Origin of the sequence: Pseudomonas sp. SWRI154, assembly GCF_014268645.1 — a bacterium.
Lineage (GTDB): Bacteria > Pseudomonadota > Gammaproteobacteria > Pseudomonadales > Pseudomonadaceae > Aquipseudomonas > Aquipseudomonas marvdashtae.
Genome location: NZ_JABWQW010000022.1, coordinates 1 through 14,365, shown reverse-complemented (window position 1 = coordinate 14,365; position 14,365 = coordinate 1). Strand labels below are relative to the sequence as shown.

Below are 14,365 nucleotides of genomic sequence, written 5' to 3'. Positions count from 1 at the left end.
ATGTGAACCGACACGCTGCGTCAATGCGTTATTACTAACTATTAACTGTACGTTTGCTCGCTTTACGGATAGACAAACCCTGGCAGTTCAGCGTGAACTTAGCATCTATAATTAATCGTGATGAGATGTCCGTAAATAACAGCGAAAAGCTGCCAATTACAGCTGGCAGCTCCCGGTAAAATTTATGCCTAGCAGATGTTTATAGAAATGCCAAATCATCCAACCTGAGATTCACGATAATGCCCTTTTATAGAGCTGTGAAAAAATTTTCCATGTGACTCTGCCGCATCAAACTCGTACCAACTTGAAAGCGGAAAGTCATAATAGTTCCAAATCACGCCGCTATTGAATTCAATCTCTAAAGTAGAGATCGATTCCTCGTAGCCAATACTTCTAATCATGCTGGATGATACGCTTCTACGTTCCATGTGAATCTCCATTGTTTAAAGTTTTTGCTCACGTATTTTTGTCACTACCGTCTTGTAGTTCTCTCCATCAGGAGGAAATTCTTGAGTCCAGCATTCAATCAGTTTTGGGTCTTCACTAGTCGGACGCGGGTAATTTAGCTTTAGTCGAACTCTGGATGGGATTTTTATAGCTTCTCCAGATATCACAGCTTCGCCAACGCGCAAGGATGCCAGGAGATCCATTAAACTATTAAGATTATCAGGGGCCGCAGATTTCACTATGAACTGATCACTTGAGTTGGTGAGCCTAAGAGCTATCAAAGTTCCGATTTGAGAAAGAATTGTTTCAGATAACTCAGATGGCCGCTGTGAAATCACAAGAGCCCCTACACCAAACTTCCTCCCTTCTTTGAAAACCTTTTCAACGGCCGCTTTCGAATAACTACTTTTGTCATTTTTTCCTAAATACGTATGGGCCTCTTCAAACGCTAATAGAAGAGGTCTTTGCTTACCCGTATATGGCTCTCGACGCCCCCAAAACATGCTATCGTAAACAAATCTTGTGATCAACCCAATCGTTATATCTAAAACTTCAAACGGTACACCGCTGAGATCCAAAATTGTTAAGCGCTGCGGGCAGCCTATCCAATCTGCTAGTAAGTCATGCAAGTCTTTAGGTGAGTCAGCAGTCTTATAATCCCCAGGATCAAACAAAAAATCGTATCGGGAGTCTTTCAGCCGAGAAAGTAGTTTCTTCTCATATGAATAGTACTCCATATGTTTAGACTTATAAGGCGCCGCATTATTCATTGCATACGCTTCGAATGATGCCGGAATCAATTGTTCCGCATCACCAGGTGCAAGTTGTTGAGCAGTATTTTTCAACTGTTCATCTTTTACACTCGTCGAAAAAGAAGCATTTATATTCCAATTCATTTCGTACCATAGACGTCGGGCACTGAAGGGAATGGGGGAGTCCGCAGTTATAAGATCACGATTGACTACACCTGCTTTTAAATTAACATTCTCCCGTTTTAACTCCGTTACGAGATCGCGAAGCAAGCGATATTCAATTTTTTGCTCATCACGATAATCAGCCCCCACCAAAAAATAAGCGAGTTCTTCAAATGTCATGAGCCAAAACGGGATAACCAATGGCTCAATGACTTCATTAATTCTAAGTACTTTGGAGTTAGGAAAAGCTGAAGCGTACTCTCCATGCGGATCTACCAACATGACCCTGGAGCCAACATAGCCATCCAAAATAGATTTTAGAATACTTACAGTTGCGTTTGATTTCCCGCTTCCTGTGGACCCCAAAATGCCGCAATGCCGTAGAACCAAATTATGCGCATCTACGTAGACACCTAAGTTGTCAGACGAGGAGTGCTTTCCTATTTCAATGGAGCCAGCATCTTTTTCTCCGTAAATCTCAAACAAATCTTGCTCAATCACTAAGTGTACTTCATCCCCTATTGTCGGGTAGGTACCAACCCCTTTCTCAAATTCTCCATCGCCAATTTTTTCGCCGATAAGTTGAACAGAAAGAAATTTCGAGCTATTACGATTTTCTCCGTCACCATCGTCTGCAAATGGTCTATCACTTACTGCTGCAACGATAGCGTAAATAGTGATATTCCCCATTGGCATTTTTATGAACGTACCAATCTGCCCGATTTTATACAAACGTCCGTTTATTATTGGAGCCGCCGAAGGAATTTCGGATGACACCTCTACCTCTACAGTGCTTGAGTCAACACGAATGACCTTACCCAAAAATGTCGAATCAGTTTTCATCTATAGACACCTCAATTTCGCTACGGCGTCCTGAGTTGCCTACCAGAAACTCCACCAAGTGATTGAAATCACCTAGCAATAACTTCTTATTACCTTCGTGCCAAAAACTATCGCTACTCTCTTTGTTTTTGAGCTCTGCCTTATCGAAATGCCACACTCCTAACGTGCCATTAATGATTGCGGTGGTCGGACCAAACACCGATAGATTTAAATACCCCGCTGAAAGAGCGTGTAGCTTTTCAACTTCACTATCAGCATAAAAAAACACCACCACACTGAGCCGATTATTTTGGCGCAAACAATTGAAAATAATCTCATTAATATGCTGATCTAAAAAGGAGTACCCGCTAAAAACAAAAAGAAGCTCACCACTCAACAGATAATTTTTAAGCCGATCAAAATAAACCAGAAAGGGCTGTCTACGAGATGAATCATATTTTTCTTTTGAAGGATAAATAACTATCTCATTTTTTTCTTCTTCTATTTTTTCAACTTTTCCGAGACGCACAATTTTGTGTGACTTCAGATTTGCAGTTTTTTTCCAAAACCAACTAAGAGAACCATGGATTTTCCATAGACGGATCCAATTTTGAGTTAGATCGCTCCTTCGAACGAGTTTTTCAACACTTTCCTGCCAAAAAAATGGTTCATATGAACCAACAAAACCATCGAAATATGGTGCTCTAATAGCTTCAAGCGATTTCTCTATCACCAAGTCGTAATTTGTAGTAAACACCTCTTTTGAAAAATCTCGACTTTGCATATTCATCCATGCGAAAAATTTCTTTGTAATTGTGAGGTCTGCGCCCACCTCTTTTTCTGTAATTAGATTATAAATACTCTTACATATTTCCACGTCTAAATCGCGAGCATTTACGCCTGTAACTCCAAGAAAATCTCTATCGGCTCGTTCTTCAGTAATTTCACGTATACGTCTTATTTGATTAAGAATATCTTCAATACTGATTGTCTCCGCAGGTTTAGACAAGTCAGATTTTATAATATTAAAAAACTCTAACAGTTCGTCGTTTAAAGATTTTTCGACCTGAACAGTTAATTGCGAGATATTTGGCAGTCCTAATGCACAGGAAGTACCTGCCCCCATAAAAAATCCGAGGTTTTTAGCGTATGACAGCTGGCTTTTAAGCTCGCGAATTTCTTTCAGTACATTTATTTCTTCCATTTCCCACTTCCTATGGTGATACCTCGATGCATCGCTATCCGGCAGTGCAGCTGTACTAGTGGCTTTATAGCACCATTTCTTATCGAACGAGGCTCATCTTGCGGAGAATGCCGAAACTCTGTTAGCGAAAATTCGAAATAAAAGCGTGACAACCAAGCCAAAACCGTCAGTTTCGGAAGTATCTGAGGATACAAATGGAGGTAGAGATAGTTTCTTAACTAAAAATTTACTTTTATTTTCAATAAGTAATGTTCCGATTCGACTCCTGGTGCCGCACCATACAAAACGAAGCCCTCACAGAAATGCGAGGGCTTTGTTGTCTCTGAGGCGGGGTCCCCAGCCTAGATGCCTGGTTTTGACTTTCTGGAAATCTGAAAGGACGCTGCCAGCATCGCGCCACGATTGCTGCCTTCCCAATCGCCCGATACTTTCCAATCGTCGCTGCCAATTCAGCGACCGGGCGTAGGAAACCCGAAGTAATCAAGGCGCATCAGCTGCGCCACGCTTCCGACCTGTTCCACATTGCCAAGCTGTTAGCCGAGGACGCGGCGATGATTTGCGGCGCGGATCGGTATGCCTGGGCGTCGTGTTATTTGCAGGAGATGAGCAAGGCCGTCATCGATGACGTGGTTAAGGTGCTGGAAGCTCCGGGGAATAATCCGGCTTAAGGGACGGTGACTCGGTGCTGCTCCATGAGCGGGGCAGCATTGGGTTTCGCCAGACAAGGAACGCACTACCTATATCGCAGCCCAGCGGGGCTGGTGCGACGTTTCGCTAAATCCCCTCGCCACAGGTTGACCCTATTTCCTGGTCCACACAATTATGGATATTCATCTAATCCCGCCCCCCGCCGATACCCTCAAATAAGAGCATGGCCTGTCCCAAGGCTCCGCTGGCGCTCAACTACACTTGCCCAGAATCCCCGCTCCAGGAGCAGCAAACGATGAAAATCCGCACCAAGATTGTAGGTTCGGGGTTGGTCAGTCTGTTTTTTGCGCTGTTGCTGGGCGGTATCGGGCTGTGGGGTTATAACGCCATGACCGACGCCTTGGCACAGAACGAGACCAGTATTTCAGCCATGCGCAAGCACATGGAGGCGGACATGATGCATGACGCCATTCGTGGCGATGTGTTGGCTGCTTTGCTGGTTGCGCCAGGCGATGCCGCCGGCGCCAAGGAAGTGACCGAGGCATTCGATGAACATTCGGAGCGGATGCGTAAGGTCATCGCCGAGAACGCCGAGGCTCGTTTGCCGGGAACGATTTCCCAGACAATTGCCGAGTTGAAGCCTCAGGCCGATGCTTATATCGCTTCAGCCAAGCAGGTGATTGGCAAGGCGCTGAGCGGCGCTCAGGATGGCCGGGCGTTGCGGGCCGAGTTCGACAAGGCCTTTGAGGCCCTGGAGGAGCGCAACGAGGCGGTCAGCGAGCTGATCGAAGACCAGGCGAAGTCGTCTCGCGAGCATCAGGACCACAGCATTCATACTTCTGAACGTTGGCTGATCATCACTTTGCTGGCGACCTGCGTGGCGCTGGCGCTGTTGTCGTGGAGCCTGCTTAAAGCCGTGCTTACGCCGCTGAATAAAATCATCCTCAACACCCAGGCGATTTCCCAAGGCGATTTGCAGCGTTCGATGGGCGCTCATGGCGATGATGAGCTGGGGCAACTGCAAAGTGTGATCGAGCAGATGCAATCCAACTTGCGGCAGATGATCGCGACGATCCGCAGCCAGAGCGATGGCTTGCATGGCACGTCCCGGACGTTGGGCGATACCGCGCGGCAAATTGTGTCCAGCGCCGACCAGCAAGCCCACAGCGCCACCAGCATGGCGGCGAGCATGGAGCAGATGATCGCCAACATCAGCCAGATCAATCAGCACGCCGACAGCGCCCGGACGATTTCGGCGCAGTCCGAGCAACTGGCGAGCAGCGGCGGCCAAGTGATTCTCGGCGTGGTGGAAGGCATGAACCGGATCGCTGAGGTGGTCAACCAGTCCTCCGGCAAAATCACCGCGCTGGATGCGTCTTCCGAGGACATTCACTCCATCATTCAAGTGATCAAGAGCATCGCCGAGCAAACCAACCTGCTGGCGCTGAACGCCGCCATTGAAGCGGCCCGCGCCGGTGAGGCCGGGCGCGGCTTTGCGGTGGTGGCCGATGAAGTACGCAACCTGGCGGCCCGCACCACGCAATCCACCCAGGAAATCACCACGATGATCGAGCGTATCCAGACCAGCGCTCGGGATGCGGTGGCGAACATGCAAGCGTGCGTCAGCCGCGTGGACGAAGGCGTTAACCTGGCCCAGCAGGCCGGGGTGTCCATCAGTGAAATCCGTACCGGTGCCCGGCATGCTGCGGAGGTCGTCGAGGAAATTTCCCACACCATCGCCGAGCAATCCAAAGCCAGTGACGAAATGGCTCAGCGGGTAGAAGCGATTGCCGCGCAATCCAGGGACAACACTTTGTCCATTCACAATCTGCAGCACACGGCAGACCAATTGAATGACGCCGCGGGGTCGATGCAGTCTTCGGTGCAGCAATTCAAGATTTGATCGTTCGCTGCGGTCCGGGCTGCTAGCAGCCCTGATCCCGTTTATCGCTAGTTATGGCTGGGCAATAATTATCGCCCAGCCATAATAAAGTCTCGAATCAAACCTGATTCACCTCGAACACAAACGAAATCTCCCGCTTCTGGGCGCTCCAGACGTAGCGGATATGCTTGCCTTGCACTGGAATCGATACCGCTGGCGGTCGAAAAGCAGCAACGCATTCGTGACCGGGCAGACGAACGCTGTTGTACAAAAGCCCCCACGACAATGTCGCGCGCAGTTCCCGGGCGAACACCTGGGACGGGCCGTAGGCCGTGGGGTCTGGATTGTGCAGATGTGGATAATCGTGGCGAATGTCGTGCAAGGGTTTGACAACGTGGTTGACGTAGGTGCGCATGGTCAATTCCAGGTCAGGCTCGTTGGTCGCACTCAAGAACCGAGCCTGGTGGTAACACGTCTCGGCAATGGCCGCTTCCTGGCTGCTGGCGGCGTAATAGACGCCGAACGTGCCATCGCTGAAGCGACTGCTTTTACCGATGTGGGTAAACGCCGCCATCACAGGCGAGGAACCTGGACCGGAGACCCGATCTTCAGGGCGTACCCGGGACAGCACGCCGGCTTCTTCCATGAGCCGGTCATTGGTCAGGGCTTCCAGGGCGTAGGCCGTGGCCAGGTCATCCGGGTCAAGCACATCTTCGAACAGCGTGATTGGCGGAAAGCTGCTGTTGACGATCCGATAGGCCCGCTTCCATTTCGGGTCCGCCAGCGGTGGCGTCATCAACCGCGCACTCCGTCGAGGTATCGTCGCACATCGGCAATGTCGACCACCCGTCCCACCAGCATGTACGACAGCGCCGACTGGCCATTGAAAGGTGCCGCCGTGTTCGGGCTGCTGACCCACTGATATACGCGGTCTCGGCTGTTACTGAAGATGATGCTCAGCGCCTTGTGAATACCCATGAGATAGGAAATACGCTCGAGGGTGTCTCGCGGCAGCCTGACGTTTTCAGGTAATTGTTTGTATTTGTAGAAGGTCGTGTTTCCGACTTTGCCCAACAACGTACGCTGCTGCTCGACACTGCAGCCCCACAGCTCCATGAGATTGAAGAAAAACTTCAACGCGACTCGACCCGCATCCGGGGAATCCAGTTGTTGCTGGGCGCTGAGGTTGATGGAGGAAGTCGCCATGAGTTTTAGGCTCCTTTGTTGCTGGGTGGATGCGTAGAGAATAGTACATATATGGATAAAAATTAAGATTTAATTCGCAAGCGAACAGACGCAACCATAATTTTCCGACCGGTTTGCTACAACGGAACATCTTGTCGTTGTATTAACGGTATCAACAGACAAGCCGAACCAGCAGAAATCGAAAATCCCACTTAAGCTCCAATCATCGCCTGCCGGCGCTTTTCGCTACAAAACCGCGACAACCGTGGCAAGGTGCTTGATGATAGCGATCATCGCCCCGCCAGGCCGGGGCCGGGTGCATAAATAACAGCGAGCCCACTTAAGTAGAGGGCATTACCTCATGGATAGCAGAACCTTACGCAACCTCATGCGCATCATGCAGACCGGCTCGTTGTCGGCCGCAGCGGAACAGTCGTGCCTCACGGTGCAGGCACTGGCGGCGCAATTGAACAAAGTCGAGGAGCAGTTCGGGTTTCGGTTGTTCCGACGCTCGAACAAAGGCCTGACGTTGACGAGCCAAGGCTCCGAACTGACGCCGTTCATGGATCAGGTCTTGGCGGCCACGCGACAGCTGGAAGAGAAAGTCGCGGCGCTCAAGACGCCCAGGCAGCGCAGCCTGAAGGTGGCGCTCAACACCACGCTGACGGCGGATTTCAACCGGCGGATAATTGATCGCCTGATCGCGGTTTTTCCCCAGTACCAACTGGAATTCAGTTACGCCGAGTCGATGGAAAACCTGAGCAAGCTCAAGAACGAGCATTTTGACCTGGCAATCCTGATCGGGCAGCAAAATGGCTTTGCCAGCATCCCCATGCCGGGCGTGCAGGTGCAGGTCGTCGGCGCCCATTGCGGTGACAAGGACGATTCCCTTGGCCTGCTTGGCGACAAATTTCAGGTACGTCCGGCAGAAGAATGTCCGTATTCCCATAGCTTCCTGCGCTTCCTCGATGCGGGCCTCGGCGAGTATGGACCGAACCAGCGAATGATCTACTCCTGCAGCGAAACGCTGACGTTGTCTTTGATCACTCAGCTCGACGGCTTGGGGCTCGTCTCCCGGGACGCGGCGATGCGCAACGGCCTGGCGATATTCCCGGACTTTGAGGATTTCTTGGAAGTACACCTTGCGGTGAACAATCCCGAGCTATCCGACCAGGCGCTGCACGATGTCGTCGACCTGACCCTACAGGAACGAACCGAGCGCGATGTACGCCGCCGTGCCCACCGCCACACTGAGAAACAGGTTGCGGCTGAAATACGCACATAACAGCGTCGGAATCGCGGCATAGAACTCCGGACGGTCGAGCTGTATCTGCTGATCCTTGATCAGTAGCGGAGTCAGGCTGATGGCGGCGACGATCGCCACCGGCAGGTATTCCAGCGCACGGGCGACAAACGGCGGCCAGTTGTCCGTATTCACCTGCAGCGGCAAGGCGCGGGGCAGGAAGGTCACGGCCATCATCAACGCAACGACGAGGATCAGGAACGTTTGGTCAGGCATACGCCCACCCCGCAGCCAACGAACGTGGCGATGAATACGTTGAACGGCGAGCTGCCTATCAGGCTCAGCGCGCCCATGCAGATAACTGCCGCCAGCGCCGCGATAAGCTTGTTGCGCGTGTTGCACAACGAAACCAGCACGTAGAGCATCATGGCAGTCAAGGCGTAGTCGAGCTGATACTTGATCAGGTGCGCCGCGTATTGCGCACAAACGGCCCCCAACAAGCCGCCCAGCACCCAAGAGGTGTGGCAAAAGAGGTTGAAACCGATCAGGTAGCGCACACTGACCGGCGCCCCGGTGCCCAGCTTGACGCTGTGGAAGGCGAACGACTCATCCGTGAGCCCCGCCGCGTAGCACCAGCGCTCGAAACGACTGAGTCCCAACGCCCGCAAGGCCTTGGCCATGTAGACCGACATGAGCATGTGGCGCGCATTGATCAGGAACGTGGTGAGCACAATAGTAGTCAACGACGCCCCGCTGGAGATCAATGCCAACGCCGCGAATTGTGAGGCGCCTGCATAAACGAACAAGCACATCGCCACCGGGAGCCACAATGGCAACCCGGCGTTGACCGCCATCAGACCGAACACAAACGAAACCGTGAAATAACCCGCTACTACCGGACTGGCTTCAGCAAAGGTTCGCGAGGCTTGTGGTTCGACTGCCAGCGGCTGGCTGGAAGTCTTGTTCATAAATCCCTCTCGAAAGTGATTTCGCCCCGAGGCTCACAGAACCCTTGGGCAGCCCAGAAGCGCTTGCCGGCCAGATTGGTATCGTCGACAAACAGGAACATGCGCAGCACGCCGACCCGTTTCATGTCAGCGGATGCCGCTTCCACCAGACGCTGCCCCAGGCCTTGGGTGCGATGTCGCGAGCTGACTGCCAAGTGATTGATTGTCCCTCGAGTGCCCAGCATACCGCCGATGACCGCGCCTACGACGTCACCCGTCGCATCGAAAGCCATGTAGGCGGTGGTGGTTTCCTGCAACAGCACGCCACGCAAGAACCGCGCATCCTGCCATTCACAGAACGACACCTCGGCAAAACCGCGAAAAAATTGCTCCAGTCGTTCGGCGTCCCTGACCATGGCTCGGCGCAACAGGATCTGCGGCACCGATTCATCCATGGGTTCGAGCTGTTCAGCGAACAATGTCAAAAGCGGTCCCCGGCCGCGAAAACGAAATCGCCAGGATCTGCCTGAACGCCATTTCATGGCTGTGGGTGTTGCGGGCAGGGGTCACATAGTGGCGCATGTCCCGATCAAGGAAAAAGGTCGTATCGAGGATGTCCTCGTAAGTAGTTGCCGCCAATTGCTCTTCCTGGGCGCTGTAGAGACGGCTTTCCGCGCCGGCGACGTTATTACGCCCCCAGAAATGGACACCACTGAAAGGGTACCCATCGCAATGGATGCCTTCGGGAGTGATCTCCAATTGCTTGCCCGGCTTGATCTCGATACGGATCTGATGGATCTGGCACTGCCAGATTTCATCATGCAGTTCCTGCGGCAGAACGTTTTTGTATACGTCGAAGTCCGTGTCGATCAGGCTGCGCATCACGGGCGAATTGATCACTTCGTTGGAGAAATCCTCGAAGTGTCGCTCCAGTCCACCGACGTAGCTGTTATTGGCTTTGGACTGGACATAGGCGCGGTGTTCAAGCTGCTTGAGTTCGCGGGTCGTGGGGTTGTATTCGAAATCGCTGTAGCGGCGGAAACGCATGCCTGACTCGGCCTGGCCGTAATAGCTGTCGGGTTCCATGTTTTCCCAGCTTTTGGTCAGCCGGACAAAGTCGCCGAAATGACCGTAGAGATTGAAGTCTCCACCGCGGACGTTGACGTATTTGTCACGCCTTAGCGCTTCGCCCACTTCCCTGTTCAGAACGATCATTTTTCATAGGTCTCCACTGCATTGAGCGGACTAATCTAGTAGGTGCAGGATTTGCGTCCATGAAAAAGTATTTGAGGCATTTAAAGCCCAGCTTGAAACGAGGCAAAAAGTTTCACTAGTACGACTTTTCGCCAGCAGAACAGTCTGTGCAACGCCGATATTCAAGGCAAACCGCCGTAAGAAAATCTCGCCTCACACCAGATGCGCAAGATGTGACGCAGTACTACGCAAGTTGTCAGGCACTTTTTTGCCCGTATCCCCCGCCACCCCGCCTTCAACTGTCCGAAATCGCACGGAAACGCCGGTTTACGGGCCCCTCGCAGAACCTGGCTTGATCCTTGAGTGAGTGACGTCTTTGCCGGGTGAAGCCCGGACCTCGCCCCTCTTCGAAGGAGAGCCTCAATGGCAACACAGGCATTCGTGTCCCTCGACCCTGTGGCATGGCTGGCCCAACAGCCGCTGCAGGAAAACGAGCACCTTTATCTGGTGATCAGCGCGGCGAGCGATTCAGATGCTATGGAAACCTTTCGCCTGTCCGCCCCCACTCATCCATTGCTTCCCATCTGGGGCGACACACCTTATGCCACTTGGCAACCAGTGATGCCCTATGTCACCCAGCTCGAGCCCGGCTCGGCGTTCTTGCCATGGATCGCGCAAACCGAGGCGCTCGATTGGGGCTGGCTTGCCGTATCCCGCTGTGAGCCGGAAACGGTGTTGGCGCACCTGCGCAGCCTTACGCAAATAAAGATGCCGGACGGCAATGAAGTGTTCTTCCGGTTTTGGGATGGGCGATACCTCCAGCAAATCCTTGAAGGCCTGGGCGCCGAAGCCGGGAACCTGCTGCCGGTCTTTGAGCGATATCTGATCAATGGCAAATCCTTGGAGACATCGCCCAGGAAAGTGCCGGCGGCGAGGGATTGGCCATGGTGGGAGATGCCGACGGACTTGTCTGATGCTTTGGCGAAGCAGAACCCATCAGTGTCACTGGACGGCCTGATGCAGTGGCTGGAAGAGGAACATCTGTATCTGTTTACCACTTGGCCCAAAGGTAACCTGCGGCTGAAAGTCAGCCGTTACGTACGGCAGACGGGTGCTCGGGACAATCTTCGGGAAACGCTGCTGAATGATTTGCTCCAGGAGCAAGGTTGATGTCAGCAAAGGCTCACATTGCTTTCGTCGACGAGGAACTGGCGACATTCAAGGACAGTTTGAAGCGTTATCAAGAGCAGACCCAAGCCTGGTATGCACAACGTGCCGATGACTTCAGCCGACTCAGGGACCTGCCTTCCCTCACGGGCATGGAGCGCATCATCAAGATCGGGGACAGTCAGAAATCGGTGGGCATGACTGACGGCGATTTCAACTCGAACGTAGCGCGGTGCCCAATGAAAGGGCCCTTGTTGATCGAAAGCAAGTTCGAGTCGGTCTACGACATCCCGATTGGTGATATCGATGTAGATATCGTCGATGTCGACACCGGGGCAACCAGCGCTATCAAGCTGGACGCTCAAGGAAAGGCCCGCTGGGCTGACGGTGTTCCCGGCAAGTACTACCAGATACGCGTGCACAGCAAGGTCACGCCCGCTCAGATCAACGCGTTGTTCAGTGCCTATGACGGGCTGACCGGCGAGCTGGAAAAATTCCTGCGCAATAAATGGGAAGGTCCGGCGGGATACCGGCAGCAGTGGTCGAGCCTGTCTTTGTCCGGTACCGTCCTGGCGGTGGGCAGCGGCATTCTCGAGGGTGGCTGGGAAGCTATCAAAGGCGTGTGGGATGGCATCAGCCTGGTCTTTGAAATCCTGAAGAACCCGGCGAAATTCGTAGATGAACTGGGCGAAGGCGCCCTTCATCTCATCGAGGTGGCCAAGCAAACACCCGAGGTCATGAAGAAGGCCATGCTGTTGGCCAGCGACGAGGCCGCGCTTTTCCTGATGATGCGCTGCGCGCTGATCTGGCTAGCGAGCCTGCCGCCGATGCAAACGGCCCAAGATTACGCAAGGATGACCACCGCCGCAGCCATGGGCGTCGTAATCGATATTGTGGTGGCGATTGTCCTGACACTGGTTGCCGAGGGATCCGGGGTCATTTATCTCGCGGCGCGGGTGAAGAAATACGGGGAAATCATCTTCAAGGCGGTAATAGGCTTCGTAGAGTCCGTATTCGCCATCATCAATGGCTTCATGGGCTATGTCGCCAAATACATTCCGGTGGCGGTGCGGGGCATGGCCGCGCCGATGAAAAAAGGCGCGGTCGAGCTACGCATCGATGCCAAGAAAAACGCCAGGCTAGTCGCTGGCAAAACGGGCGACGATGCCTCCAAGCAGGCAACGACACCGACCGGCAACAGCGCCGAGCCCGCCGCCCGTACCTGCACCGACAAATGCCCGGTCTCGATGGTGACCGGCGAAGAGTTATTGACGCTCAACGATGGCCAACTCGACGGTCTGCTGCCTTTCGAGTGGACACGCCTGTACCGAACCAGCGCGGTGGAAGTCGACTGCGGCCTGGGCTACGGCTGGAGTCATGCGCTGGCCCATCGGCTCGAAATCAAGGGTGACGAGGTCATCTGGACCGATCACGAAAATCGGTCGACGCCTTTCCCGCGTCCGAGCAAGCAGCGTCCGGCGATTACCAACAGCCTCTCCCGTGCAGCCATTTACCTGGGCGATGATTCCAGCGAGCTGATTGTGGCGCAAGCGGGCCAGCGTCCCTCGTTCTATCACTTTCGCCTTCATAACGATGAGGCGACGTTGAGCGCCATCAGCGATAGCTATGGCAATCGGTTGCGCATTACCCGCGACACCCTCGGGCAGATCAAGCGCCTGGACAACGGCGCGGGGCGGGGCCTGCTCTTTCGTTACGGCAATAGTCGAATCACCGCGGTCGACTACCAACAATTTAAGCCGGCGGACACTCTGGAACGCTGCTGGTCGACTGTCCAGACGCTGGTCACTTACCGCTATGACGCCCAGCATCGTCTGGTCGAGGCGACAAATGCCGCCGGTGAAACCGAGCGTTATCGCTACAACGAGCAACACGTCATCGTTGAGCGACAACTGGCCGGCGGTGCGAGCTTTTTCTGGGAATGGGAGAACGAAGGCAAGCTGGCCCGCTGCACTCGTCATTGGGCCAGTTTTTCGCAAATGCATGCGCGTTATGCCTGGGACAACAACGGAACCGTCACCGTAACCGATGCGGACGGTAGCGAGGAGACCTATACCCACGACGATAAAGCGCGGCTGATCAGCAAGACCGATCCGGACGGTGCGCAGCATCGCAAGGCCTATAACGAAAAGGGTCAGTTGATTGCGGAGCAAGACCCGCTGGGCGTCGTGACCGAATACCGCTACGACGAAGACGGCTTGCTGATAGCCGTCATTCCGCCAGAAGAAGAGGCGGTGATTTACGAGCACATCAATGGGTTCGTAAGTGACGTCCACCGTGGCAAAGCCAGTTGGAAATATCGCCGCAATCGACAAGGTGACATCACCCAGCAGACCGATCCAGATGGAAACATCACTTACTACCATTACAGCGACCAAGGTCGCCTGATCCACATTGCCCACCCCGACGGTAGCCTCCATTCATTGGCCTGGAACAAGCTCGGCCAATTGGTTGAGGAATGCCTGCCCGACGACAGCCTGCTTCAATACACCTACGATGAGCTCGGCCGACAGGTCAGTCGTCAAGACGAACACGGCGCCATCACCCATTACCAATGGGACGCCGTCGGCCGCTTGCTGCAAACCACCTTGCCCACCGGCGCAACCCGCGCCTGGAGCTACAACGCCTACGGCAAGGTCACCGCCGAACGCGACGAACTGGGGCGCATCACCCGCTACGAATACGCCGACGACC

Annotated in this window: 14 protein-coding genes; 5 read left to right on the top strand and 9 right to left on the bottom strand. The window is 53.5% G+C overall.

Annotated features, from left to right (window positions below):
- Positions 1-215 precede the first annotated feature (215 nt).
- Genes HU806_RS18740 through HU806_RS18730 form a run of 3 tightly spaced genes read right to left on the bottom strand, consistent with a single transcriptional unit; the run spans position 216 to position 3,387 of the window.
- On the bottom strand, positions 216-428 hold the full coding sequence (locus tag HU806_RS18740) for a KTSC domain-containing protein (protein WP_186613181.1): 213 nt from the start codon (positions 426-428) through the stop codon (positions 216-218).
- 15 nt (positions 429-443) lie between these two features.
- Complete coding sequence (locus HU806_RS18735; RefSeq protein WP_186613179.1) at positions 444-2,204, bottom strand: ATP-binding protein; 1,761 nt, start codon at positions 2,202-2,204, stop codon at positions 444-446.
- Positions 2,194-3,387, bottom strand: a complete 1,194-nt coding sequence (locus tag HU806_RS18730) for an SIR2 family protein (RefSeq protein WP_186613178.1) — start codon at positions 3,385-3,387, stop codon at positions 2,194-2,196. The genes HU806_RS18735 and HU806_RS18730 overlap by 11 nt, the downstream gene beginning before the upstream one ends.
- 434 nt (positions 3,388-3,821) lie before the next feature.
- Between HU806_RS18730 and HU806_RS26530 the strand changes: the two genes are divergently transcribed.
- Both HU806_RS26530 and HU806_RS18720 read left to right on the top strand, forming a co-directional pair.
- Complete coding sequence (locus HU806_RS26530) at positions 3,822-4,055, top strand: DUF3077 domain-containing protein (RefSeq protein ID WP_527251158.1); 234 nt, start codon at positions 3,822-3,824, stop codon at positions 4,053-4,055.
- Between the two features lie 275 nt (positions 4,056-4,330).
- Positions 4,331-5,938, top strand: a complete 1,608-nt coding sequence (locus HU806_RS18720; protein WP_186613176.1) for a methyl-accepting chemotaxis protein — start codon at positions 4,331-4,333, stop codon at positions 5,936-5,938.
- 97 nt (positions 5,939-6,035) lie between these two features.
- On the opposite strand, the gene HU806_RS18715 is transcribed toward HU806_RS18720, so the two are convergent.
- Positions 6,036-6,713: an RES family NAD+ phosphorylase gene (locus tag HU806_RS18715; RefSeq protein ID WP_186613174.1), complete on the bottom strand. Its 678-nt coding sequence runs from the start codon at positions 6,711-6,713 to the stop codon at positions 6,036-6,038.
- On the bottom strand, positions 6,713-7,123 hold the full coding sequence (locus tag HU806_RS18710) for an MbcA/ParS/Xre antitoxin family protein (protein WP_186613172.1): 411 nt from the start codon (positions 7,121-7,123) through the stop codon (positions 6,713-6,715). Before HU806_RS18710 ends, HU806_RS18715 begins: the two co-directional genes overlap by 1 nt.
- 340 nt (positions 7,124-7,463) lie before the next feature.
- Here HU806_RS18710 and HU806_RS18705 point away from each other — a divergent pair, with 340 nt between their 5' ends.
- The gene (locus HU806_RS18705) at positions 7,464-8,387 is read left to right on the top strand and encodes a LysR family transcriptional regulator (RefSeq protein WP_186613170.1); all 924 of its coding nucleotides are present in this window, start codon (positions 7,464-7,466) and stop codon (positions 8,385-8,387) included.
- On the opposite strand, the gene HU806_RS18700 is transcribed toward HU806_RS18705, so the two are convergent.
- Genes HU806_RS18700 through HU806_RS18685 form a run of 4 tightly spaced genes read right to left on the bottom strand, consistent with a single transcriptional unit; the run spans position 8,304 to position 10,507 of the window.
- A complete protein-coding gene (locus HU806_RS18700) occupies positions 8,304-8,621 on the bottom strand; it encodes a branched-chain amino acid transport AzlD family protein (protein ID WP_186613168.1) in 318 nt (105 codons plus the stop codon). The two genes, HU806_RS18705 and HU806_RS18700, sit on opposite strands and share 84 nt — an antisense overlap.
- Complete coding sequence (locus tag HU806_RS18695; RefSeq protein WP_186613166.1) at positions 8,600-9,313, bottom strand: AzlC family ABC transporter permease; 714 nt, start codon at positions 9,311-9,313, stop codon at positions 8,600-8,602. Before HU806_RS18695 ends, HU806_RS18700 begins: the two co-directional genes overlap by 22 nt.
- Positions 9,310-9,747, bottom strand: a complete 438-nt coding sequence (locus tag HU806_RS18690; protein WP_186613313.1) for a GNAT family N-acetyltransferase — start codon at positions 9,745-9,747, stop codon at positions 9,310-9,312. Before HU806_RS18690 ends, HU806_RS18695 begins: the two co-directional genes overlap by 4 nt.
- 13 nt (positions 9,748-9,760) lie before the next feature.
- On the bottom strand, positions 9,761-10,507 hold the full coding sequence (locus HU806_RS18685; RefSeq protein WP_186613164.1) for a 2OG-Fe dioxygenase family protein: 747 nt from the start codon (positions 10,505-10,507) through the stop codon (positions 9,761-9,763).
- A gap of 402 nt (positions 10,508-10,909) precedes the next feature.
- On the opposite strand from HU806_RS18685, the gene HU806_RS18680 reads away from it, so the two are divergent.
- Positions 10,910-11,656, top strand: coding sequence for a DUF4123 domain-containing protein (locus HU806_RS18680; protein ID WP_186613162.1), 747 nt, complete (start codon positions 10,910-10,912; stop codon positions 11,654-11,656).
- Positions 11,656-14,365 (top strand): DUF6531 domain-containing protein (locus HU806_RS18675; RefSeq protein WP_186613161.1); only part of this gene is annotated, 2,710 nt, incomplete at its 3' end. The genes HU806_RS18680 and HU806_RS18675, both read left to right, overlap by 1 nt.

Excerpts from the sequence above, each read along its gene's own strand:
- HU806_RS18730 (WP_186613178.1), bottom strand. The coding sequence starts at position 3,387 with ATGGAAGAAATAAATGTACTGAAAGAAATTCGCGAGCTTAAAAGCCAG.
- HU806_RS18700 (WP_186613168.1), bottom strand. The coding sequence starts at position 8,621 with ATGCCTGACCAAACGTTCCTGATCCTCGTCGTTGCGTTGATGATGGCC.
- HU806_RS18680 (WP_186613162.1), top strand. The coding sequence starts at position 10,910 with ATGGCAACACAGGCATTCGTGTCCCTCGACCCTGTGGCATGGCTGGCC.
- HU806_RS18720 (WP_186613176.1), top strand. The coding sequence starts at position 4,331 with ATGAAAATCCGCACCAAGATTGTAGGTTCGGGGTTGGTCAGTCTGTTT.
- HU806_RS18695 (WP_186613166.1), bottom strand. The coding sequence starts at position 9,313 with ATGAACAAGACTTCCAGCCAGCCGCTGGCAGTCGAACCACAAGCCTCG.
- HU806_RS18690 (WP_186613313.1), bottom strand. The coding sequence starts at position 9,747 with ATGGATGAATCGGTGCCGCAGATCCTGTTGCGCCGAGCCATGGTCAGG.
- HU806_RS18740 (WP_186613181.1), bottom strand. The coding sequence starts at position 428 with ATGGAACGTAGAAGCGTATCATCCAGCATGATTAGAAGTATTGGCTAC.
- HU806_RS18705 (WP_186613170.1), top strand. The coding sequence starts at position 7,464 with ATGGATAGCAGAACCTTACGCAACCTCATGCGCATCATGCAGACCGGC.
- HU806_RS18710 (WP_186613172.1), bottom strand. The coding sequence starts at position 7,123 with ATGGCGACTTCCTCCATCAACCTCAGCGCCCAGCAACAACTGGATTCC.
- HU806_RS18735 (WP_186613179.1), bottom strand. The coding sequence starts at position 2,204 with ATGAAAACTGATTCGACATTTTTGGGTAAGGTCATTCGTGTTGACTCA.
- HU806_RS18685 (WP_186613164.1), bottom strand. The coding sequence starts at position 10,507 with ATGATCGTTCTGAACAGGGAAGTGGGCGAAGCGCTAAGGCGTGACAAA.
- HU806_RS18715 (WP_186613174.1), bottom strand. The coding sequence starts at position 6,713 with ATGACGCCACCGCTGGCGGACCCGAAATGGAAGCGGGCCTATCGGATC.